This is a genomic window from Pseudomonas putida, from assembly GCF_030159595.1.
GTDB classification, from domain to species: Bacteria; Pseudomonadota; Gammaproteobacteria; order Pseudomonadales; family Pseudomonadaceae; genus Aquipseudomonas; species Aquipseudomonas putida_AC.
Genome location: NZ_BSKJ01000004.1, coordinates 211,982 through 233,805, shown reverse-complemented (window position 1 = coordinate 233,805; position 21,824 = coordinate 211,982). Strand labels below are relative to the sequence as shown.

General features: G+C 62.9%; 20 protein-coding genes. 14 read left to right on the top strand and 6 right to left on the bottom strand.

Annotation, left to right across the window (positions count from 1 at the left end; all coding sequences use genetic code 11):
• Positions 1-19 precede the first annotated feature (19 nt).
• Complete coding sequence (locus QQL85_RS10985; protein ID WP_284353715.1) at positions 20-1,264, top strand: saccharopine dehydrogenase family protein; 1,245 nt, start codon at positions 20-22, stop codon at positions 1,262-1,264.
• Positions 1,265-1,365: 101 nt separating this feature from the next.
• Here QQL85_RS10985 and QQL85_RS10980 read toward each other — a convergent pair whose 3' ends face one another.
• Complete coding sequence (locus QQL85_RS10980; RefSeq protein WP_284353716.1) at positions 1,366-2,412, bottom strand: class I SAM-dependent methyltransferase; 1,047 nt, start codon at positions 2,410-2,412, stop codon at positions 1,366-1,368.
• A 244-nt stretch (positions 2,413-2,656) separates the two neighbouring features.
• On the opposite strand from QQL85_RS10980, the gene QQL85_RS10975 reads away from it, so the two are divergent.
• From QQL85_RS10975 to QQL85_RS10955, 5 genes are read left to right on the top strand one after another with little or no spacing between them, the layout of a single operon-like run.
• Positions 2,657-3,994: a UDP-glucose dehydrogenase family protein gene (locus QQL85_RS10975; RefSeq protein ID WP_284353717.1), complete on the top strand. Its 1,338-nt coding sequence runs from the start codon at positions 2,657-2,659 to the stop codon at positions 3,992-3,994.
• Positions 3,982-4,956 (top strand): NAD-dependent epimerase/dehydratase family protein, encoded by a 975-nt coding sequence (locus tag QQL85_RS10970; RefSeq protein WP_284353718.1) that lies wholly within the window; start codon positions 3,982-3,984, stop codon positions 4,954-4,956. Before QQL85_RS10975 ends, QQL85_RS10970 begins: the two co-directional genes overlap by 13 nt.
• A gap of 34 nt (positions 4,957-4,990) precedes the next feature.
• Positions 4,991-5,734, top strand: a complete 744-nt coding sequence (locus QQL85_RS10965; protein WP_284353719.1) for a glycosyltransferase family 2 protein — start codon at positions 4,991-4,993, stop codon at positions 5,732-5,734.
• Positions 5,731-6,003: a lipid-A-disaccharide synthase N-terminal domain-containing protein gene (locus QQL85_RS10960; RefSeq protein ID WP_016486575.1), complete on the top strand. Its 273-nt coding sequence runs from the start codon at positions 5,731-5,733 to the stop codon at positions 6,001-6,003. The genes QQL85_RS10965 and QQL85_RS10960 overlap by 4 nt, the downstream gene beginning before the upstream one ends.
• Positions 6,004-6,006: 3 nt before the next feature.
• A complete protein-coding gene (locus QQL85_RS10955; RefSeq protein ID WP_284353720.1) occupies positions 6,007-7,533 on the top strand; it encodes an ArnT family glycosyltransferase in 1,527 nt (508 codons plus the stop codon).
• On the opposite strand, the gene mqo is transcribed toward QQL85_RS10955, so the two are convergent.
• Positions 7,514-9,079, bottom strand: a complete 1,566-nt coding sequence (gene mqo / locus QQL85_RS10950) for a malate dehydrogenase (quinone) (protein WP_284353721.1) — start codon at positions 9,077-9,079, stop codon at positions 7,514-7,516. The genes QQL85_RS10955 and mqo overlap by 20 nt on opposite strands.
• Positions 9,080-9,230: 151 nt before the next feature.
• Here mqo and QQL85_RS10945 point away from each other — a divergent pair, with 151 nt between their 5' ends.
• Both QQL85_RS10945 and QQL85_RS10940 read left to right on the top strand, forming a co-directional pair.
• The gene (locus QQL85_RS10945) at positions 9,231-10,451 is read left to right on the top strand and encodes a putative DNA modification/repair radical SAM protein (RefSeq protein WP_284353722.1); all 1,221 of its coding nucleotides are present in this window, start codon (positions 9,231-9,233) and stop codon (positions 10,449-10,451) included.
• Positions 10,442-11,290 carry a TIGR03915 family putative DNA repair protein gene (locus QQL85_RS10940; RefSeq protein WP_284353723.1) on the top strand — a complete coding sequence of 283 codons (849 nt, stop codon included), beginning with the start codon at positions 10,442-10,444 and terminating at the stop codon, positions 11,288-11,290. The genes QQL85_RS10945 and QQL85_RS10940 overlap by 10 nt, the downstream gene beginning before the upstream one ends.
• 118 nt (positions 11,291-11,408) lie before the next feature.
• Here QQL85_RS10940 and QQL85_RS10935 read toward each other — a convergent pair whose 3' ends face one another.
• The 3 genes from QQL85_RS10935 to QQL85_RS10925 all read right to left on the bottom strand — a co-directional run bounded on the left by QQL85_RS10935 (position 11,409) and on the right by QQL85_RS10925 (position 14,113).
• Positions 11,409-12,380, bottom strand: coding sequence for a biotin-dependent carboxyltransferase family protein (locus QQL85_RS10935; RefSeq protein ID WP_284353724.1), 972 nt, complete (start codon positions 12,378-12,380; stop codon positions 11,409-11,411).
• Complete coding sequence (locus QQL85_RS10930; RefSeq protein WP_284353725.1) at positions 12,377-13,264, bottom strand: 5-oxoprolinase subunit B family protein; 888 nt, start codon at positions 13,262-13,264, stop codon at positions 12,377-12,379. Before QQL85_RS10930 ends, QQL85_RS10935 begins: the two co-directional genes overlap by 4 nt.
• A 90-nt stretch (positions 13,265-13,354) precedes the next feature.
• Positions 13,355-14,113, bottom strand: coding sequence for a 5-oxoprolinase subunit PxpA (locus QQL85_RS10925; protein ID WP_284353726.1), 759 nt, complete (start codon positions 14,111-14,113; stop codon positions 13,355-13,357).
• Between the two features lie 120 nt (positions 14,114-14,233).
• Between QQL85_RS10925 and QQL85_RS10920 the strand changes: the two genes are divergently transcribed.
• The 4 genes from QQL85_RS10920 (at position 14,234) to QQL85_RS10905 (ending at position 18,754) form a co-directional block, all read left to right on the top strand.
• On the top strand, positions 14,234-15,151 hold the full coding sequence (locus QQL85_RS10920; RefSeq protein WP_284353727.1) for a LysR family transcriptional regulator: 918 nt from the start codon (positions 14,234-14,236) through the stop codon (positions 15,149-15,151).
• A gap of 86 nt (positions 15,152-15,237) precedes the next feature.
• A complete protein-coding gene (gene treS / locus QQL85_RS10915; protein WP_284353728.1) occupies positions 15,238-17,304 on the top strand; it encodes a maltose alpha-D-glucosyltransferase in 2,067 nt (688 codons plus the stop codon).
• 109 nt (positions 17,305-17,413) lie between these two features.
• Positions 17,414-18,043, top strand: a complete 630-nt coding sequence (locus tag QQL85_RS10910; protein ID WP_284353729.1) for a riboflavin synthase subunit alpha — start codon at positions 17,414-17,416, stop codon at positions 18,041-18,043.
• A gap of 9 nt (positions 18,044-18,052) precedes the next feature.
• Positions 18,053-18,754, top strand: coding sequence for a YoaK family protein (locus tag QQL85_RS10905; protein WP_284353730.1), 702 nt, complete (start codon positions 18,053-18,055; stop codon positions 18,752-18,754).
• Positions 18,755-18,775: 21 nt separating this feature from the next.
• On the opposite strand, the gene QQL85_RS10900 is transcribed toward QQL85_RS10905, so the two are convergent.
• A complete protein-coding gene (locus tag QQL85_RS10900; protein WP_284353731.1) occupies positions 18,776-18,910 on the bottom strand; it encodes a hypothetical protein in 135 nt (44 codons plus the stop codon).
• Positions 18,911-19,070: 160 nt separating this feature from the next.
• Between QQL85_RS10900 and QQL85_RS10895 the strand changes: the two genes are divergently transcribed.
• Complete coding sequence (locus tag QQL85_RS10895) at positions 19,071-20,390, top strand: NAD(P)/FAD-dependent oxidoreductase (protein WP_284353732.1); 1,320 nt, start codon at positions 19,071-19,073, stop codon at positions 20,388-20,390.
• A 64-nt stretch (positions 20,391-20,454) separates the two neighbouring features.
• On the top strand, positions 20,455-21,789 hold the full coding sequence (locus tag QQL85_RS10890; RefSeq protein ID WP_284353733.1) for an MFS transporter: 1,335 nt from the start codon (positions 20,455-20,457) through the stop codon (positions 21,787-21,789).
• Positions 21,790-21,824 lie beyond the last annotated feature (35 nt).

Below are 21,824 nucleotides of genomic sequence, written 5' to 3'. Positions count from 1 at the left end.
GTAAGGAGCAAAAGGTAAATTGAAGAAGAACGTTCTTATCATTGGTGCAGGAGGTGTCGCCAAGGTGGTGGCCCACAAGTGCGCGCAGCATAACGACGAACTGGGTCGTATCGCTATTGCGTCACGGAACATCTCCAAATGCCAGGCCATCATCGACAGCGTCAAGGCCAAGGGTAGCCTCAAGGTACCCGCCGACATCCAGGCCTTCTCGCTCAACGCCCTCGATGTCGAGGCAACCAAGGCACTGATCCGCGAAACCGAATCGCAGATCGTGATCAACGTGGGGTCCGCCTTCCTCAACATGTCGGTGCTGCGTGCCTGCATCGATACCGGTGTCGCCTACCTGGACACCGCCATCCACGAAGAGCCGGGCAAGATCTGCGAAACCCCGCCGTGGTACGGCAACTACGAGTGGAAACACCTCGAAGAGTGCCAACAAAAGAACATCACTGCCATTCTTGGTGTCGGTTTCGACCCGGGTGTGGTGAACAGCTACGCCAAGCTGGCGCAGCAGCAGTATTTCGACCGCATTGATTCGATCGACATTCTCGACGTCAATGCCGGTTCGCATGGCAAGTACTTTGCCACCAACTTCGACCCGGAAATCAACTTCCGCGAGTTCACCGGGCAGGTGTGGAGCTGGCAGAACAGCCAGTGGACCAGCAACACCATGTTCGAGGTCAAGCGTACCGACGACCTGCCGGTGGTCGGTTCGCAAAACCTGTACCTGACCGGCCACGATGAAGTTCACTCGATTTCGAAGAACCTCAACGTGCCGAACGTGCGCTTCTGGATGAGCTTCGGCGAGCACTACATCAATGTGTTCACCGTGCTGAAAAACCTGGGCCTGCTCAGCGAGCAACCGGTGAAAACCGCCGAAGGCCTGGAAGTGGTACCGCTGAAGGTCGTGAAGGCCGTGCTGCCGGATCCGGCCTCGCTGGCCCCTGGCTACACCGGCAAGACCTGCATCGGTGACCTGGTCAAAGGCACCAAGGATGGCCAGCCGCGCGAAGTGTTCATCTACAACGTGGCCGACCACGAAGAAGCCTACGCCGAAACCGACAGCCAAGGCATTTCCTACACTGCCGGCGTACCGCCAGTGGCCGCCGCCCTGCTGGTTGCGCGTGGCGAGTGGGATGCCAAACGCATGGTCAACGTCGAGGAGCTGCCAGCCGAGCCGTTCCTCAAGGCGCTGGACGTGATGGGCCTGCCGACCCGCGTCAAAGATGATAAAGGCGATCGTCCTTGGGACGCTGAAGCCTAAGCAGCAAGAGTGAGGGGGCGCCAATATGGCGCCCCCTCTACTTTTGCAGGCCCGGCCTCTTCGCGGGTAAACCCGCGAAGAGGCCAGCACAGGATTACGCCCTACTTGCGGGCCTCCAGAATCAGGTTGAACGGTGTCTGCGTCGCCCGCCGGAACCGGCTGAACCCAGCCTCCTCGAACACCGCCCGCAACCGTGCCTCCCCGGCCTGCGCGCCCAGCCCCAAGCCCACTTCCTGCGACAACGAATTCGGCGTGCAGATAAATGTCGACGCTGCATAGAACAACCGCCCGACTGGGTTCAGGTTACCGTCCAGCGAATCCTCGGCATAAGGCTCTACCAGCATCACCGTACCGTCAGGCTTCAATGCACGGTAGGCATGCCTGGCTGCGCCCACCGGGTCGCCCATGTCATGCAGGCAATCGAAGAAGCACACCAGGTCATGGTCATGCCCTGGGTAATCCTTGGCGCTGGCCTGCTGAAAACTCACCCGCTCCGCCAGCCCCGCTTCGCGCGCGCGTTCGTTGGCGGTGGTGATCGATGGCCCGTGATAGTCATAGCCCACGAACGACGACGCCGGAAACGCCTGGGCCATGACCAGCGTCGAAGCGCCGTGCCCGCACCCCACGTCCGCGACCTTTGCACCGGATTGCAGCTTGGCAACCACACCGTCCAGCGCGGGTAGCCACTCAGGCACCAGGAAAGTGCGATACCCCGGCCGGAAGAACCGTTCGGTACCACTGAACATGCACGGGTGGTGGTCGCCCCAGGCAAGCCCGCCATCACCGCGCATGGCCGCCACCAGCTTGTCCTTGTCATGGAACAGCGCCGCGACCACTGCCGCCCCACCGGCCATGTAAGCCGGGGAGTCCTCCAGCGCCAGCGCCATCGCCTGCTCTTCGGGCAATACAAAAAGGCCCTTGTCATGCGTCATGTAGCCCGATGCTGCCTGGGCGTTCAGCCATTCGCGCACCAGCCGCGGGTGGCAGCCGGTCTTCGCCGCCAGTGCTTCGGGCGTGGTCGGTTGGCTGTCAGCCATGGCCCGGTACAGGCCCAGCTCGTCGCCCAGGATGACATTTGCCAGGGTCGCCGCGGCGCCCATGTCGCCCACCAGCTTGCCCATGAAATCATGAAGCCTTGCCTCGTCCATGACCTGCCCTCCTCTGCAAGAAGGCCATCGCCAGCGAGGGATGTCCGCTCCGGGGAGGCGGTGGTCGGTTCAAGGGTTTGGGCTCGCGGTACAGCGCGTTACCGCGCGCTGTTGGTAAGTTTAGATCGTCTGCCCGGATGAAACGGGATCCAGGCTACATAGCCGTTGAATTCATCCATCAGGTAACAATTCCTAAACAACAATGTGACATTTTTTTTCAGCTTTCTTATCAAGGAGCTGAATGATGAAGGTCACGGTTTTCGGTACCGGCTATGTCGGCCTCACCCAGGCAGTGTGCCTGGCCCAGGTGGGGCACTCAGTGTTGTGCATGGACGTCGACGCTGAGCGGGTTGCCACGCTCAATGAAGGCCATTGCCCGATCTTCGAACCCGGCCTTGCACCAATGCTGGAGAAAAACCTGGCCTGCGGTCGCCTGCGTTTTACCACCGATGCCGGGAAAGCAGCCAAGTACGCCAGGTTGCAGTTCATCGCAGTCGGCACACCGCCACAAGCCGATGGCAGCGCCGACCTGAAGCATGTCTTCGCCGTGGTCGACAGCATCCTTGAACATGCCGAAGGCCCCAAGGTGATCGTCAACAAATCCACCGCGCCGGTCGGCACGGTGCACCGCATCAAGGCGCGTATCGCCCAGGTCGGCGCCGAAACGGGTCGCTTCCAGGTCATCAGCAACCCCGAGTTTCTCAAGGAAGGTTCTGCCGTAGAGGATTGCATGCGCCCGGAACGCATCATCATTGGCGGCGCGGAACCGGCCGAAGTGGAGCTGCTGCGCGAGCTGTACCTGCCGTTCAGCCGCAACCGCGAAAAACTCATGGTGATGGATGCGCGCAGCGCCGAACTGACCAAGTACGCGGCCAACTGCATGCTGGCGACCAAGATCTCGTTCATCAACGAAATCGCCAACCTGGCCGAGCACCTGGGGGCCGATATCGAAATGGTGCGCCGTGGCATCGGCTCGGACCCACGCATCGGCTACGACTTCATCTATGCCGGTTGCGGCTTTGGCGGCTCGTGCTTCCCCAAGGACCTGCAAGCCCTGCGCCGCAGCGCCGAGGCTGAGGGTTTCGAGCCCCAATTGCTGCGTGCGGTGGAGTCGGTCAACGAACATCAAAAGGGCCGGCTGTTCAGCAAGATCCAGCGGCACTATCCGGGTGGCCTGCAGGACAAGGTATTTGCCTTGTGGGGGTTGTCGTTCAAGCCCAACACCAATGACATCCGCGAGGCCTCCAGCCGGGTCCTGCTGGAAGCGTTGTGGGCCGCTGGCGCACGGGTACAGGCCCACGACCCTCAGGCGATGGAGGAAATCCAGCGGCACTATGGCCCGCGTGCCGACCTGCAACTGGTGCCTTGCAAGGACGATGCACTGGAGGGGGCCGATGCGCTGGTCATCGTCACCGAGTGGCAGGACTACCGTGTGCTCAACCTGGACAAGGTGCCGCAACTGCTGGCCGACCGGGTGGTGTTCGACGGGCGCAATCTGTTCGAGCCCGAACACATGGCCGCCGCCGGACTGACTTACTACGGCATTGGCCGTGGCCAGGTGCAGACAGCATGCCCGTACTGATTACCGGCGTGGCCGGTTTCATCGGCTTCCATGTCGCGCGCCGCCTGTGCGAGGCTGGCATCGACGTGGTCGGTATCGACAATCTCAACGGCTACTACAGCGTCGAGCTCAAGCGTGCGCGCCTGCAGCAACTGGTCGGCTATGCCAATTTCCGCTTCCAGATCCTCGATATTGCCAACCCGGCCGGGTTGCAGCAGATGTTCGCTGAGCAGGCGTTCACCGAAGTCATCCATCTGGCAGCCCAGGCCGGGGTGCGCTATTCGCTGGACAACCCTGGCGTTTACGGCCAGACCAACTTGGTCGGCTTTCTCAATATCCTCGAGGCCTGCCGCCAGCAGCCGCCCCGCCACTTGATCTATGCCTCCAGTAGTTCGGTGTACGGTGCCAACGCCAAGCTACCGTTCAGCGTCGACGACCCGGTTGAGCAGCCGGTGTCGCTGTATGCCGCCAGCAAACGGGCCAATGAACTGATGGCTCACAGCTACGCGCACCTGTATCGGCTACCCACCACCGGCCTGCGCTTTTTCACTGTTTACGGCCCTTGGGGCCGCCCCGACATGGCGCTGTTCAAATTCACCCGCGCCATGCTCGAAGGCCGCCCGATCGAGGTGTACAACAACGGCCTGATGGGACGCGACTTCACCTACATCGATGACATCGTCGAAAGCATCCTGCGACTGCGCCTGAAGCCACCACAGCCTGGCGAAGGACTACCGCCCTGCCAGCTGTTCAACATCGGCCGCGGCCAACCCGTGCGCCTGCTGCATTTCGTCGAATGCCTGGAGGACGCCTTGGGCATCAAGGCGCAGCGTCACTACTTGCCACTGCAAGCGGGTGACGTGCTGGAGACCTGGGCCGATGTGGGCTCACTGGTGCGCTGGATCGACTTCACTCCGGGCACGTCGCTGGAACACGGCGTTAACGCTTTCGTTGGCTGGTACCGGGATTTCTACCTGGGTTGAGCGACGCAATCACAACAAAATCACAGGTAACCTCATGACAGATCCACTTGACCTCTCGGTGCTCATACCCGCCAAGAACGAGGTCGACAACCTGCCGTCACTGCTGATGGAAATTCGCGCCGCATTGGCGACAGAAGACTATGAAGTGCTGGTGGTCGACGACGGCAGCAGCGACCGCACCCTGAGCGTATTGCAGCGCCTGAAAAGCCAAGGCTACACGCAATTGCGCATCCTGCGTCACGACCGTTCGCTGGGCCAGAGCACCTCGCTGTGGCATGGCGCGCAGGCTGCTCGCGGCCAATGGTTGGCCACCCTCGATGGCGACGGCCAGAACGACCCGGCAGACATCCCCGCTATGCTGGCTCTGGTGCGTGCCAATCAAGACCTGGACGGCGGTGTGAAGCTGGTGGCCGGGCACCGGGTCAACCGTCGCGACAGCGCCAGCAAGCGCTGGGCTTCGCGCTTTGCCAACGGGCTGCGCAGCCGCCTGCTCAAGGACGCCACACCCGACACCGGCTGCGGGCTGAAACTGATCGAACGCGCAGCCTTCCTGCGCCTGCCCTACTTCGACCACATGCACCGCTTTATCCCAGCGCTGATCCTGCGCCACAACGGCCGCATGCTGGTGCACCCGGTCAACCACCGACCACGCCATGCCGGGGTGTCGAAATATGGCAACCTGGACCGCGCACTGGTCGGCATCCTCGACCTGTTCGGGGTGTGGTGGCTGATCCGCCGCACCCGCCTGGGCAGCCTGCCGCAGGAACTTGAAGGATGACCCGCGAAACCCTGTGGCTGATCATCGGTTTCGCCGGCCAGGCCGTTTTCACCGGGCGCTTCGTGCTGCAATGGCTGTACAGCGAGTTCAAACGCCGCAGCGTGATCCCGGTAGGTTTTTGGTACCTGAGCATGCTCGGCAGCGCGCTGCTGCTGACTTACGCCATCTACCGCCAGGACCCGGTATTCATCATCGGCCAGAGCTTCGGCTTCCTGGTTTATCTGCGCAACCTGCAACTCATCGCCCGCCATCAGGAACAGAAGGAATAACCCTTGCCCAGGTTCAAGACACTTGGGGCCGAACGCCTGGCCCTGATTGCCCTCGCAGTTCTGTTGGTGGGCGCCGGAATTGGCTGGCGCCAGCCGATGAATGTGGACGAAGAGCGCTTTCTTGGCGTCGCCCTGGAAATGCTGCAGAGCGGCAACTGGTTCATCCCCCACCGGGCAGCGGAAATCTACGGCGACAAGCCGCCGCTGTTCATGTGGACCGTGGCCCTGTTCAGCCAACTGACCGGCTCGCCCAAGACAGCCCTCTACCTGCCGGGGCTGCTGTCGGCGGCGACCATCACCTGGGTGCTGCATGACCTCGGGCGGCGCCTGTGGAACCGGCGCATCGGCGTAATCGCTGCCTTGCTGTTCCTGGCCACCTACCAGAGCTACAGCATCCTGCGTACGGGGCAGATCGACAGTTTCCTGTGCTTGTGGGTGGCGCTGGGCTTTTACGGCATGGTGCGCCACCTGCTGCTGGGGCCGGCGTGGGGGTGGTTCTACCTGGCCTGCGCGGCCATGGGGCTGGGCATCATCAGCAAAGGCGTCGGCTTTGTCCCGTTGCTGATGCTGCTGCCCTATGCGTGGGCGGTGCGCCAGCGCTGGCGAGGTGTAGTCGCCATGCCTGGCCAGGGTTGGCGCTGGAGCCTGGGGCTGCTGTGGTTACTGGCCGGTTGCGCGGTGTGGCTGCTGCCCTTGTTGATGTCGATTGCCCATGGCGGTGGTGCGGCGGAACTGGCCTACCTGAAAGAAATCCTGCTGCGCCAGACCGCCAGCCGCTATGCCAACGCCTGGGACCATCGCGAGCCGTTCTGGTACTTCTTCGTCAAGGTCATCCCCAAATACTGGTTGCCGCTGATCCTCGCCCTGCCCTGGCTGGTTCCCGCCTGGCGTCGGCAGTTGCAAAAGCGCGATGGGCGCTTTCTGTTGCTGCTCGGCTGGGTGGCACTGGTGCTGCTGTTCTTCAGCCTCAGTAGTGGCAAGCGCAAGCTGTACATTTTCCCGGCGCTGCCGGGCCTGGTGCTGGCCATGGCGCCGCTGGTGCCGTGGCTGCTCAAACGTTGGTTGCAGCGCCGTCCCGCCTGGCGCAAGGCGTTCACTGCCGTAGCCCTGGTATGGTTCGCCCTGTGGTTCGCGCGCGGCTTTGTCGAGCCGCTAAAGGAAGGCCCCAACCCGCATGAGACGCTAATGAGCGAAGCGGAACGCGCTACCGATGGCGCAACGTTGGTGCTGGTGAGCTGGCGCGAGGGGCATTGGCTGTTTGCCCGGCAACCCATCGTGCATTTCGGCTTCACCGGCCAACCCAGTGCGGATGCGGCGGCCTACTGGCTGCGCCAGCACCCCACGGCTTTCGCGTTGATTCCGGCCACGCAGCTGGGCCACTGCTTCAGTGCCGACAAGGCCCGCAAGCTGGGCGAGACTTCTCGGGCCGAATGGTATGTGGTTGGCGCCGATGCCGACAACGGCCAATGCCAGAGCGCAGCGCCCAACCACGTCTACCGTTTCTCCTGGGCTAAGGCGCCGGAGGATTGAGCTGCAACACTTCGTTGGTGTAGGCCCACTCCTTCTGTACCTGGTCCGGGTGGTCGTTCAGGCGAATGCCGTACGACGGGATGATCTGCTTGATCCTGGCTTGCCACTCCGGTGTTGCCACCTTGTCCTTGAACACTTTGTTCAGCACATCGAGCATGATCGGGGGGGCGGTCGAAGCACCTGGCGAGGCCCCCAACAACCCGGCGATGCTGCCGTCCTTGGACGTGACCACTTCAGTACCGAGCTTGAGCACGCCACCCAAAGCCTCGTCTTTCTTGATGATCTGCACCCGCTGACCGGCCTGCCACAGCCGCCAGTCTTCCTTCTTCGCCTCGGGGAAGTAGGTGCGCAGCGCTTCGAAGCGATCATTGTCAGATTGCAGCACCTGGCCGATCAGGTACTGCACCAGGTCGAACTCGCGCACCCCCACCCGCACCATCGGCCAGGCGTTGTGCACGCTGGTACTGGCAAGCAGGTCAAGCAGCGAACCCTGCTTGAGGAACTTGGTCGAGAACGTGGCGAACGGCCCGAACAGGATCATGCGCTTGCCATCGAGCACCCGCGTGTCCAGGTGCGGCACCGACATCGGCGGTGCACCGGTCGCGGCAATGCCATAGGCCTTGGCCATGTGGCGCTGGGCAATGGTGGGGTTGTCAGTGACCAGGAACGAGCCGCCGACCGGGAAGCCTGCATAGTCCTTGGCTTCGTCGATACCCGACTTCTGCAGCAGGGGTAACGCCGCACCGCCAGCACCAATGAACAGGAACTTGGCGTCGGTGGCGGCCTTGCTGCCGTCTTTCAGGTTCTTGTACTCGACATGCCAGGAGCCGTCGTCGTTGCGGGTGATTTCCTGCACCTCACTCGACAGCTTGAGGTCGAAATTCGGCCGAGTCTGCAGGTAACTCACATACTGCCGGGTGATCTCGCCAAAGTTGACGTCGGTGCCGATCGGCGTCCAGGTCACGGCCAGCTTCTGGTTGGGGTCGCGCCCTTCCATCATCAAAGGCACCCACTTGCTGATCTGCTCGTGGTCCTCAGAGTACTGCATCGGTTTGAACAACGGGCTGGCCTGCAGTGCCTCGTAGCGCTTCTTCAGGAAGCGGATATTGTCATCGCCCCAGACAAAGCTCATGTGCGGGGTGGTGTTGATGAACGAATGCGGGTTCTTCAGGACGCCCTGCTTCACCTGCCAAGCCAGGAACTGTCGGGTGACCTGGAACGACTCATTGATCTCCACCGCCTTGCTGATGTCGATCTTGCCGTCTTTCTCAGGCGTGTAGTTGAGTTCGGCCAAAGCCGAGTGGCCAGTGCCGGCGTTGTTCCAGCCGTTGGAGCTTTCTTCGGCGACCTTGTCCAGGCGCTCGACCATTTCCATCGACCAACCCGGCTCCAGTTCGTTGAGCCAGATGGCCAGGGTAGAACTCATGATGCCGCCGCCCACCAGCATGACATCCACCTTTCTGGTTTCCGCAGCCTGGGCATTGAGCATGCTGAATGCCAAGGCCAGCCCGGCCAACGCCAGTTCCGGCTTGATGGTGATCTTCATAACCTCTCCCGTGCCTCGTTGCTGTCCGTTAGTCCAGTACAAGCTTAGCTGACGGATTTACTCGGGTATGTGCAATCCAGGGCTTTATGCCCCTTGCAATTCATGGACTCTCAAAATACTGTATGAATATTCAGTATCAAGAGTCAGCCCCATGCAGCTCATTGCCAAACTCGGCATCCTCGCCGACGCCGCCAAGTACGACGCTTCGTGCGCCAGCAGCGGTGCGCCCAAACGCAATTCACGCGGCGGGGACGGCCTGGGCGCCACCAACGGCATGGGCATCTGCCACAGCTACACCCCCGACGGCCGCTGTGTGTCGCTGCTCAAGGTGCTGTTGACCAATTTCTGCCTGTACGACTGCCAGTACTGCGTCAACCGCCGCTCCAGCAATGTGCCACGCGCGCGCTTCAGCCCTGAGGAAGTGGTCCGCCTGACCCTGGATTTCTACCAGCGCAATTGCATCAGTGGCCTTTTCCTCAGCTCCGGCATCATCCGTTCGGCGGACTACACCATGGAGCAACTGATTCGGGTCGCCCGGCTGTTGCGCGAAGAGCACAACTTCCGCGGATACATCCACCTCAAGACGATCCCCGATGCCGACCCGCTGCTGATCGAAGAGGCCGGGCGCCTGGCCGACCGCCTCAGTGTCAACATCGAGCTGCCCACCGACGCCAGCCTCAAGCGCCTGGCACCGGAAAAACAGGCGCATACCATCCGTCAGGCCATGGGGGTGATCCATCAGGGCCAACAAGCCGTGGCCAACGAGCCCAAGGCGCCGCGCTTCACCCCTGCCGGCCAAAGCACGCAAGTGATCGTCGGTGCCGACAGCACGGATGACAGCACCCTGCTGCGCAATGCCGAGTCGCTGTACCAAGGCTACGGCCTCAAGCGCGTGTACTACTCCGCCTTCAGCCCGATCCCCGACAGCCCAGGCAGCGTGCCACTGGCTGCTCCTCCGCTGCTGCGCGAGCACCGCTTGTATCAAGCCGACTTCCTGCTGCGTGGCTATGGCTACAAGGCGGGCGAGCTGCTGGGTCAAAGCGGCAACCTGGCGTTGGACATCGACCCCAAACTAGCCTGGGCGCTGGCCAATCGCGATGTGTTTCCACTGGATGTGAACCGCGCCGAACCTGCGTTGCTGGCGCGCATCCCCGGTATCGGCCTGCGCAGCGTGCAGCGCCTGGTCGCGCTGCGTCGGGAACGGCGTATTCGCTATGACGATCTCATCCAGCTGCGCTGCGTGCTGGACAAGGCACGGCCGTTCATCGTCACCAGCGATTACCGCCCAGCCCAGGCCGAGCTGCGCAGTGGCCTGCTACGGGCGCGTTTGCGTGAGCCGCAGGCGCCAGTGCAGATGGGGTTGTGGGGATGATTGCACTCGACTGCGATGACCAGTTCGCCATTTGGCGTGATCAGGCCAGGCGGTTGCTGGGGCATGGTATCGACCCGTCGGCGGTCACCTGGTCGCAAGGCCCGATGGCGGACCTGCTGGCAGTACCGAAAGCCCCCCCGGAAGGCCCCGGCCCCTTTCGTGCCAAAGTCCCGGCAGCGCTGCTGAGCCAGTTGGAGCAGGCTGCCCGTTATCGTGGCGAACAGCGCTGGAACCTGCTCTACGAAGTGCTCTGGCGGGTGGCCCACGGCGACCGCACCGCCATGCTGGCGGGTGACCGGTTGGGTAGCGAATTGCACCGGCGCATCAAGCAAGTCACCCGCGAAGCGCATCACCTGCATGCCTTTGTGCGCTTCGTACCGTTGCCAGAGGCGTTGGCTGATCGCCTGCAACTGGATCTGGTGGCCTATCACGAACCCGCGCATGACATTCTGGAAAGCGCCAGCGCCCATTTTGCAGACCGTCTGGGGCGTTTACGCTGGTTGATCGCCACGCCGCAGGAGGGTATTCGCTTCGACGGCCAGGTTTTCGATTACCAACGCCAGTGTCCCGAACACTGGCAGCAATGGGCACGCAACGCCGAAGACCCCGGCGCCGAACTGTGGCGTACCTATTACCGCCATACGTTCAACCCTGCCCGCCTCAACCCGAACGCCTTGCGCCTGCACATGCCCGGGCGGTTCTGGCGGCATTTGCCGGAAGGCATGCTGATACCACAGCTCGAAGGCCTTGCACGCCAGGGCAAGCAACGGGACGGGCAGGCCCTTGAAGTCGCCTCCCAGGCTGGCAAGCAAATCAGCACGTCAACGCGGTCGGTGTAGGAACGGCCTGCTCAAAAGCAGGTGCGTACACCAAAAGAAGGCCGCTTGAAGCGTGGCAAAAACCCTAGAATCGCCCACAGCATTGTTCGAGTACTGTGGGCGCCAACATCTGTCACGCTCAGGCGAATAGCCTGGCAACGCAAGCCAGCTTCTTCTTGTACGAGCGCCGCGCCTCCAACGCCTGGTCCAGGCTCACCGCCAGGAACCGTGCCTGTTGGTTGGGCTGCATCTGGCCGATCAGATCCAGGTCGGCGCTGATCACTGTTCCGATCATCGCGTAGCCGCCACCCGACACAGCATCGCGGTGCAGGATGATCGGCTCCAACCCTGCCGGCACCTGGATCGAGCCGATCGGGTAGCAACTGTCGACGATGTTCGACGGATCCGACCCCGCACCAAACGGTTGTTCCCGCGGCTGAAAGCTCAAGGCACTGCCGCCTTTGTAGCGATAGCCGATACGGTCCGCTTCGGAGCCGACGGTCCAGGCTTGGGTGAAGAAGCTTTGCGCTGCGGCTTCGGTCAGGCGGTGAAAGTACAGCCCTGGTACTACCCGCAACACCACTTCGCCACCCAAGGCCTGGCGCAGGGCCATGGGCAGGCTTGCACCCGCGCGGGTCTTGCCGCTGGGCATGCCGACCGGCAGCAGGTCGCCCGCCATCAGTTTTCGCCCTTGGAAGCCGCCCAGCGCCCCCAACGCGTAGGTGGAACGGCTACCCAGTACCTCGGGCACATCGATACCGCCGGCCACCGCCAGGTAAGCCCGCGCGCCTGCGGTGGGAAAGCCGAAACGCAACACCTGGCCAGCACGTACGGCAAAGGCCGTATCCGGGCGCTGCTCGCGACCCTCGAGCAACACTGGCATCTGGGCACCGCACACGGCCACCAGTGCGTCCTGCAGGAACTCCAGCTCCGGCCCCACCAGCGCGCACTCCAGGCCTGCGGCGCCGGCCGGGTTGCCCACCAGGTGGTTGGCCGCACTCAGGGCATACTGGTCGAGGGCACCTGACGGCGGGATACCCAAGTGGTAGTAGCCTTCGCGGCCCAAGTCCTGCACCGACGTCGCCAGGCCCGGTTTGAGTACCTTGATCATGCCAATACCTCCTGCAGCGATTTGGGGTAGCCGACCGGGTCGTCGAGGAAGGCGTCCAGGGAAAACGCCACCTGGCGAATGCGCAGGTCGAAGCGGCCTTCTTCAACCTCCGCCACGGCCTGGTCATAGGCGCGACGGTCGATGGGTTTGAATTGCACGATGTCCCCCGGACGGAAGAACACCATGTGCGCCTTCAAGTAGTTCAAGGTCTGTTGCGGGTCGTAGATCGGTGCCGGGGTGACGCCGAACATCTGGTAGCCCCCTGCCCCGCGTACCGAGTAGATGCAGCCGAAGCAACCGCCATGGCCCAGCGTGAGCTTGGGTGTGTCGGTACGCGGGCGCAGGTATTTGGGCACCTGCAACTGCCGTTCGCGTTCGACCATCTGGAACATGAACGGCAGGCCGGCAACGAAGCCAACCATCGACACGAACCACGGCGCGCCGCTGTGCGCCGCGATGAATGCATCGACGTCGGCCAGGCCGTTGATACGCGCCGCGTACTCCAGGTCGGTGCTGTCCGGGTCCTGGTGGCGGTCACGGAACCGCATCAGGGTTTCATGGGTCCAGGGGTCGTTGTACAGCACCGGGATCTCGATGATTCGCGTCTGCAACGAGCGCTCGGCAATAGCCTGCGCCTCGGCACCGCGCACGGCTTCAAGCAGCGCGTCGGGGGCGATACGGTCCGGGTCGAAGCGGATCTGGAACGAGGCGTTGGCCAGGCATACGTCCAGCACGCCATCCAGGGCCAACCGCTCCACGGCGCGGGTGACGGCCATGCCCTTGAAAAAGGCTTCCAGCGACATGCTGTCGCTGACTTCGGCAAACAGGTGCTCGTCGGCGCCGAAGCTGTAGCGGATCGGGGTTGTAGCAAGCGGTTCGGCCATGACTGTTCCTTTTCTTGGAATCTTTATAGAAAGGCAGGCGAAAACAAAATGCACGGGCTCCGGCTTGTGCCTGCCGGATACCTCACGAACTCAGCGCGGCGCACGCACCACGATACCGGCCGCGTCCAGCGCCTTGCGCGTGGCTTCTACCAGGTCGAGCGCGCCGGGGGTATCACTGTGCAGGCAGATGGAATCGAACACGATGGCCAGGTCCTGGCCTTCGACCGTACGCACCACGCCTTGCTGGCAAGCGCGCAATACCCGCTCTGCAACAGCCTTGGGGTCGTAGCCACGCACATTGCGGGTAAATACGATAGAACCGCTCAGGTCGTACTCGCGGTCGGCGTAGAACTCGCGAACCACCGGTTGGCCGAGCGCTTGGGCAATGCGGCAGATCACCGACCCCGGCATGCAGTACAGCAACAGTTCCGGCTCGATCACCCGCAGGTTTTCCACCAGCAACCGCGCGGCTTCTTCGTCACGCGCCAGGTGCATGTAAAGCGCACCGTGCGGCTTGATGTGCTGCAGGCGCACGCCTTGGGCCCGGGCAATTTCACGCAGTGCGCCCAGTTGGTAAAGCATGTCGTCGACCAGCTCCTGGGCAGGCGCGTTGATATGCCTGCGGCCAAAGCCGACCAGGTCTCGGAAGCCCGGGTGCGCACCCACCGCAACGCCCAGGGCCTTGGCCCGCTCTACGGTGCGGCGCATGGTGCCGGGGTCGCCAGCATGGAAGCCCGTGGCGATGTTGGCCGTGCTGATGTAGCCCATCAGCTCGTTGTCGACGCCATCGCCAATGGTCCACGGGCCAAAACCCTCCCCCATGTCCGAGTTGAAATCCACCACCTGCATGACTGTCTCTCCTGGCGCTTGTGACTGCATGCAAGCCACGTTAGATTCTCCACACCCCCTTGGGAAGATCTATAAACAGATAGGGTGTCTTCGGAAAATCAGATACCACAGGAGCCAACCGTGTCACTGACCCTGCGCCAGGTCCGCTACTTTGTCGCAACCGCCGAAATCGGCCAGATTTCCCAGGCAGCGATCCACCTGAATATCTCCCAGTCAGCGGTAACCACGGCCATCAAGGAACTGGAAGCCATGCTCGGCGTGCTGCTGTTCCAGCGCTCGGCCCAGGGCATGAACCTGACCGAGGCTGGCCGGCACTTTCTGAACCGCGCCTATGTGATTCTGCGCAGTGTCGATGACGCGTTGAACAGCCCGCTGCCGAACGTGCGTGCAAGCGGCCTGCTGCGCCTGGCGGCAAGCTACACCGTGATCGGCTACTTCCTGCCCCACCACCTGCAGCGCCTGGAACACTGGCATCCGGACGTGACCCTGGAACTTTACGAGCAAGAGCGCAGCGCCATCGAGCAAGGCTTGCTGGAGGGGCATTTCGACATGGCGGTAGTGCTCACCGCCAACCTCACCCACCCCGATATCGTCTCGGAGACGCTGTTCAACTCCGAGCGCCGGCTATGGCTGCCCGGCCACCATCCGCTGTGCGAGCGCTCGTCGGTGAGCCTGGCCGATGTGGCCTGTGAGCCGTTCATTCTGCTGACCGTGGACGAAGCCGAGCAGAGCGCCATGCGCTACTGGGAACAGGCCGGGCAAAAGCCAAGCGTACGGGTGCGGACCAGTTCGGTGGAGGCCGTGCGCAGCATGGTCGCCAATGGCAGCGGTGTGGCAATCCTGTCGGACCTGGTACACCGGCCTTGGTCGCTGGAGGGCAAACGTATCGAGACAGTGACCATCAACGACCCGGTTACGCCGATGAGCGTTGGGTTGGCCTGGCACCGGGAGCGGGCGTTCAGCCCGGCGATGCAGGCGTTGCGCAATTACTTTCATGATGCGTTTCTGGCGCCGCAGCAGTTGTCGGCGCGGCGTTGAGCCTAGGTTTGCAGGTCCCAGCCGAACGATCAGGCAACAATGCCGTCATAACCTGAGCCGGTGCCGACACGCAAAGAGGACGCGAAATGACCCCGCCCGACCCGTCATACGTCAAATGGCTCGAAGACCGCGCCATGCTCAAGGCCTCCCAGACACGCGCCAGCCTGTATTCAGGCCAATCCCGATTGTGGCAACAGCCGTACGCCGAAGCTCAGCCCCGCCGCGCCACCGAAATCGCCTCGGTCTGGCTGACCGTCTACCCCGACGCCATCATCGCCCCGCAAGGCTGTTCTGTGCTCGGCGCCCTGGCTCACGAAGCGCTGTGGAAGCGCCTGTCGGATATCGGCATCCAGGGCCTGCACACCGGCCCGATCAAGTTGTCCGGCGGCATTCGCGGTCGCGAACTCACCCCCAGCGTGGACGGCAACTTCGACCGCATCAGCTTCGATATCGACCCCCTGTATGGCAGCGAGCAGGAACTGATCCAGATGAGCCGTATGGCCGCTGCACACAACGCCGTGACCATTGACGACCTGATCCCCTCGCACACCGGCAAGGGTGCTGACTTCCGCCTGGCCGAGATGGCCCACGGGCCCTACCCGGGGCTGTACCACATGGTCGAAATTCGCGAGGAAGACTGGCCGCTGCTGCCAGAGGTGCCCGCCGGTCGTGACGCGGTCAACCTGCTGCCGGCCCAGTGCGACGAGCTCAAGGCCCGCCATTACATCGTCGGCCAACTGCAACGTGTCATCTTCTTCGAGCCGGGGGTTAAAGAAACCGACTGGAGCGCCACGCCACCGGTTACCGGTGTCGACGGCAAGACTCGGCGCTGGGTGTACCTGCACTATTTCAAGGAAGGCCAGCCGTCGCTGAACTGGCTGGACCCAACCTTCGCCGCCCAGCAAATGATCATTGGCGATGCCCTGCACGCCCTGGACTGCCTGGGCGCCCGAGGCCTGCGCCTGGACGCCAACGGCTTTCTCGGCGTGGAAACACGCGCCAGCGGCACGGCCTGGTCGGAAAGCCATCCCTTGTCGCTTGTCGGCAACCAGTTGATCGGCGGCATGATCCGCAAGGCCGGCGGCTTCAGCTTCCAGGAGCTCAACCTCACTCTGGACGACATCGCGCAGATGTCCAAGGGCGGGGCCGACCTGTCCTACGATTTCATTACCCGACCGGCCTGTCAGCATGCGCTGCTGACGGGTGACACCGAGTTCCTGCGCCTGATGCTCAAGGAAATGCACGCCTTCGGCATCGATCCGGCTTCGCTGATCCATGCCCTGCAGAACCACGACGAGCTGACCGTAGAGCTGGTGCACTTCTGGACCCTGCACGCCCATGACATGTACCTCTACAAGGGGCAGACCTTGCCGGGCAGCATCCTGCGCGAGCATATCCGAGAAGAGATTTACGAACGGTTGTCGGGAGAACATGCGCCTTACAACCTGCGCTTCGTCACCAATGGCATCGCCTGTACCACAGTCAGCCTGATCGCCGCAGCGTTGGGCATCCGCGATCTTGAGCAGATCGGTACGGCAGAAATCGAACAGATTCAGAAGCTGCACCTGCTGCTGGTCATGTACAACGCCATGCAGCCCGGAGTGGTCGCGCTGTCCGGCTGGGACCTGGTCGGCGCCCTGCCCTTGCCCGCCGACGCGGTTGCCGAACGCATGCTCGATGGCGACACCCGCTGGATTCACCGGGGCGGTTACGACCTGGCCGGGCTCGACCCGCAGGCCGAGGAATCGGTGCGCGGCATGCCCCGTGCCCAGGCCCTGTATGGCAGCCTTGACAGCCAGTTGGAAAATGGCGATTCGTTTGCCTGCAAGGTGAAGAAGCTGCTGGCAGTACGTCAGGCCTATGGCATCGCCACCAGCCGCCAGGTGCTGGTGCCTGAAGTCAGCAGCCCGGGGTTGCTGGTGATGGTGCATGAACTGCCGGCCGGGCGCGGTATCCAGATCAGCGCGTTGAACTTTGGCCAGGAAGTGATTACGGAGGAGCTGCAACTGACCGGGTTCACGCCGGGGCCGGTGGTGGACATGATCAACGAGACCGTCGAGGGCGACCTGACCGAGGATGGGCGCCTGTTGGTGAACCTGGACCCGTACGAGGCGCTGTGCCTGCGGATCGTCAACAGCAGCGGGTATTTGTAAAGCGGCACTGGCCCTGTCGCGGGTAACCCCGCGAAGAGGCCGACCTTGATTTTGAAGCGCCAGAGGCATAGCGTTCGGGTGATTTCTTTTTGTGCCCAGGAGCAACACCATGTACACCGGCATCGTCCAGGCCGTCCGCCCTCTGCTTGATGTGACCACCTACCCGGGCCACAACCAGTTCACCCTCGACCTCACCCCCGAACTGCTCGACGAACTGAAGATTGGCGCCAGCGTCAGTGTCGAAGGCACCTGCCTGTCAGTCACTGAAATCGCCGGTACCCACGTCAAATTCGACGCCATGAACGCCACCCTCGAACGCACCAACCTGCGTAATTTCAAGGCCGGCCAAGGCGTCAATATCGAACGTTCGGCGAAAATGAACGCCGAAGTCGGCGGCCATCTGATGGCCGGCCACATCGCCACGACGGCCGAAATCGTCGAGCTGTCGATCAAGGAAACCGGCGCGTTCATCAAGTTCCGCATGCCACCCGAATGGGGCAAGTATGTATTCCCGCGTGGCTTCATCGGTGTCAACGGCTGCAGCCTGACCGTCGCCGATGTCGACGACAATGTCATCACCATCAACCTGATACCGGAAACCCTGCGCCAGACCACCTTTGCCCGCTACAAGGCCGGCGAACTGCTCAATATCGAGGTCGATCACCAGACCATGGTGCTGGTCGATGTGGTGGAGCGCACCATCAAAGGCACCCTGGCCCGCGAAAAACCACTGCCCTGAGGCCTGCACATGCTGCCCAATGCCCTCCCCGCTCGCACGGCCAGGCGGCTGCGGCTGCAAACCCTGCGTGGTCGTGTCGGCCTCGGCCTGGTCGCCGCCCTGTCGGTGCTGGCTGGCATGACCGATGCCATTGGCCTGCTGGCGCTGGGTGACTTCGTGTCATTCATGAGCGGCAACACCACGCGCCTGGCGGTGGCCATCAGTGAAGCCGACCTGGCTTTGATGCTGCGCCTGAGTGGCGCCGTACTGGGCTTTGTCGCCGGCAATGCGTTGGGCGTGCTGCTGGCGCGCGGTTTTCACCGCCGGGCCTGGCCCGTGTTGCTGGTGGTCGCCGCACTGCTGGGGTTCGCGGCCGTGTGGCCGTTGGCAGCCACCTTCCCGGCATTACTGGCCGCCACACTGGCCATGGGCATGATCAATGCCGTGGTCGAACAGGTGAACGGCCTGCCCATCGGCCTGACCTACGTTACTGGCGCCCTGTCCCGCTTCGGCCGTGGCCTGGGGCGCTGGCTGCTGGGCGAGCGGCGTAACGGCTGGCGGGTGCAGCTGGTGCCTTGGGCCGGCATGCTGTCGGGGGCCGCGCTCGGCGCCTGGTTGCAACAACACCTGGGCCTGCAGGCACTGGCCGGCAGCTGCGCGCTGGCGTGTGTGCTGGCCCTGGTATCGCGCTTCATCCCGCGCGCCTGGCAGCGCGGCTACATGCCTCGCTGACGACTCGCTGCATGGGTGCTGCTACGCCAGCACCTTGCGCCTGGCCTTCTGCTCGACGATCTGCGCGTCGATGCCCTCTATCTTCTGCTCTGAGTTGCCGTGCTGCGCCTGCGGCAGCTTTCGCACGTCCTTGATCTCCGAGGCCGCCAGTGCCACGGCGTACCTGTAGCAGCCGGATCAGCTGCGAACAGATCTGCAAAAACGAATAGTAGACAATTTGTATAATGCAGATAGACAATGACAAAATGTCGCACTCGACGGCCGATGTGCCGCCTGCGGCATGCCACCGTGCAAGATCGTTAACCGGAGTAGATAAATGCAAAAAGTAACTTCGCTGCCTGGCGATGACGCCCGTCCGGGCTGGTACCACACCAGCCCCAAGCGTCAGCCGCGCCCGGGCCATTCGGGTCGCAAGGAAGCGCGCTGGACCATCATCGGCGCTGGCTTGACCGGCCTGGCAGCGGCGCGCCAGATGGCGTTGAACTTCCCCAATGAAGAGATCGTGCTGGTCGAAGCCCAGGAAGTCGGCTTTGGTTCCGCCGGCCGCAATGCCGGTTTCGCCATCGATGTGCCGCATGACATCGGCGCCAAGGACTACATCGGCGACGTCACCGTCGCGACCAAGATCCTGCGCCTGAATACCCTCGGTCAGGACTACCTGCGCGACATCGTCGAGCGCAACGGCATCGACTGCCAGATGTCCGACTCCGGCAAGTACCAGGCTGCCGTCGGCGCCAAGGGCATTGCCATCCTTGAGGCCTACCGCAGTGGCCTGGAGAAAATCGGCTGCAGCTCCACCCTGATCGACGAGCAGGACCTGCCCGCACACATCGGCACCTCGTACTACAAAAAGGCCCTGCACATCCCCGGCACCTTGCTGCTGCAGCCATCGGCGCTGGTCAAGGGCCTGGCCGACAACCTGCCGGCCAACGTCACCCTGTACGAACACACGCCGATCACCTCGATCGAGCAGGGCGACAAGATCACCCTGGTGCACGACCGTGGCACCATCGTCACCGACAAGTTGATCCTGGCCAACAACGGCTTTGCCTCGGCATTCGGTTTCCTCAAGGGCCGCCTGCTGCCGACGTTCCTGTACGCCAGCCTCAGCCGCCAACTGACCGAGCAAGAGCAAGCCCGCTTGGGTGGCCAGCCGGTCTGGGGCGTGATCCCCGCGCACCCGTTCGGCAGCACCGTGCGCCGCACTGCCGACAACCGCATCCTGATCCGCAACAGCTTCAACTTCTACCCGGACGGCCGCCCACGCGCCAACGCCCTGCAGAGCCATTTGCCGACCCATCGCAAATCGTTCGAGCGACGCTTCCCGATGCTCGGGAATGTCGAGTTCGAATACTCCTGGAGTGGCGCCATCTGCCTGTCGGAAAACCACGAAGGCTTCTTCGGCCAGCTGGCACCGAACGTGTACGGCGCGCTGTGCTGCAACGGCCTGGGCATCACCCGCGGTACCGCCACCGGCAAGCTGCTGGCCGACTGGCTGGCTGGCGAACGTAACGAGCACATCGACTTCCTGCTGTCGTCGCCAGGCCCGAACAAGACCCCGCCACAGCCATTCCTATCCATTGGCGTGAACTCGGTGCTCAAGTGGGGCCAGTTCCGCGCCGGCCTGGAAGTCTGACCACGCGGGCTACCAGGCCCGCCATCTGCCTTGCGTTGCATTATTACCAGATCAAGAGAAAATCATGCGTTCCACTGCCCAACCCGTCATGATCGACGACGTTGAAATCAACAGCTTCCATCAACTGCTCACCCTGCGTACCGGGCTGGGCTGGGTGATGGTCGGTTACATCCTCAGCATCATCGGCGTGGCTACCCTTCCCATGTCGGCCTCGCTGCAACTGAGCGGGTTCTGGCAAGGCATGGTCGCCGCCATGGCCCTGCTCGGCGTATTCGCCGGCGGCTTCTTCGGCGGCTGGCTGACCGACCGCATGGGCCGGCAGAAGCTGTTCTTCGTTGCCCCGGCCATCGTCATGCTGTCGTCGGTCGGCATGCTGTGGGTCCAGGACCCACTGGCCCTTTCGGTGCTTCGCCTGCTGTGCGGGCTTGCGGTCGGCATCGAATACACCGCCGCCGGTTCGCTGCTGACCGAGTTCATTCCGCAGAAATCCCGGGGTTCGCGGCTGTCGTTGCTGACCGTGCTGTGGTTTGTCGGTGCCGCGCTGGCCTATATTGCCGGCAATTTCATGCTGGCTGATGCAGGTCCCGAACAATGGCGTACCGTCATGGCCAGCCCGGCCATCATTGCCGGCCTGCTGCTGTTGGCCCGCCTGGGTACTCCAGAGTCACCACGCTGGCTGCTGAGCAAAGGCCGACACAAAGAAGCCGAGCACGTCATCCGCAAGGTGTATGGGCGTGACTTTTCGCTGCGCAACATCAGCGATGACAGTGCCTCGGGCGAGGCCATGTCGTTCATCGGCGCCCTGCGCGCCGGCTACGGCAAGCGCATCCTGTTCGTGGTGATGTTCTGGGCGTGCGCAGTGATCCCGCTGTTCGCCGTGTATGCCTTCGTGCCCAAGCTCTTCCAGGCACTGCAACTGACCGGCAACCTGGCCGCCTACGGTTCGATGGGTATCACCCTGATTCTGGTACTGGGCTGCATCATCGCCACCTGGCTGATCAACTACCTGGGCCGACGCACGATCATCCTCCACAGCTTCCTGTGGTCGGGGCTGGCGCTACTGGGGTTGGGTCTGTTCCCGGATGCACAGGGCTGGGTGGTGCTGTCGCTGTTCGGCGCCTACGCGCTGTTCATTGGCGGCGCGCAAGTGCTGGAGTTCGTCTACCCGAACGAGCTGTTCCCCACCGAAATCCGCGCATTCGCGGTGGGCATGGGCGCCTCCCTGGCTGCCTTTAGCTCGGCCATCGGTACCTGGCTGGTACCGATTTCGCTGGAGCACTACGGCATCGCCAACACGATGTTCGCTGCAGCGGCGATCACCATGCTGGGGCTGGCCGTGTCGCTGGTGCTGGCACCCGAGACCAAGTCGATGAGCCTGCAGGAAGCAGCAGCACTGTAAAAGCCGCCGCTTGCAAAGAAAAGCCGCTGCACATG

Bases quoted from the DNA above. Each gene is read 5' to 3' on its own strand.
- QQL85_RS10980 (WP_284353716.1), bottom strand. From the start codon at position 2,412: ATGGACGAGGCAAGGCTTCATGATTTCATGGGCAAGCTGGTGGGCGAC.
- QQL85_RS10975 (WP_284353717.1), top strand. From the start codon at position 2,657: ATGAAGGTCACGGTTTTCGGTACCGGCTATGTCGGCCTCACCCAGGCA.
- QQL85_RS10970 (WP_284353718.1), top strand. From the start codon at position 3,982: ATGCCCGTACTGATTACCGGCGTGGCCGGTTTCATCGGCTTCCATGTC.
- QQL85_RS10965 (WP_284353719.1), top strand. From the start codon at position 4,991: ATGACAGATCCACTTGACCTCTCGGTGCTCATACCCGCCAAGAACGAG.
- QQL85_RS10960 (WP_016486575.1), top strand. From the start codon at position 5,731: ATGACCCGCGAAACCCTGTGGCTGATCATCGGTTTCGCCGGCCAGGCC.
- mqo (WP_284353721.1), bottom strand. From the start codon at position 9,079: ATGAAGATCACCATCAAGCCGGAACTGGCGTTGGCCGGGCTGGCCTTG.
- QQL85_RS10945 (WP_284353722.1), top strand. From the start codon at position 9,231: ATGCAGCTCATTGCCAAACTCGGCATCCTCGCCGACGCCGCCAAGTAC.
- QQL85_RS10935 (WP_284353724.1), bottom strand. From the start codon at position 12,380: ATGATCAAGGTACTCAAACCGGGCCTGGCGACGTCGGTGCAGGACTTG.
- QQL85_RS10930 (WP_284353725.1), bottom strand. From the start codon at position 13,264: ATGGCCGAACCGCTTGCTACAACCCCGATCCGCTACAGCTTCGGCGCC.
- QQL85_RS10925 (WP_284353726.1), bottom strand. From the start codon at position 14,113: ATGCAGGTGGTGGATTTCAACTCGGACATGGGGGAGGGTTTTGGCCCG.
- treS (WP_284353728.1), top strand. From the start codon at position 15,238: ATGACCCCGCCCGACCCGTCATACGTCAAATGGCTCGAAGACCGCGCC.
- QQL85_RS10910 (WP_284353729.1), top strand. From the start codon at position 17,414: ATGTACACCGGCATCGTCCAGGCCGTCCGCCCTCTGCTTGATGTGACC.
- QQL85_RS10905 (WP_284353730.1), top strand. From the start codon at position 18,053: ATGCTGCCCAATGCCCTCCCCGCTCGCACGGCCAGGCGGCTGCGGCTG.
- QQL85_RS10895 (WP_284353732.1), top strand. From the start codon at position 19,071: ATGCAAAAAGTAACTTCGCTGCCTGGCGATGACGCCCGTCCGGGCTGG.
- QQL85_RS10890 (WP_284353733.1), top strand. From the start codon at position 20,455: ATGCGTTCCACTGCCCAACCCGTCATGATCGACGACGTTGAAATCAAC.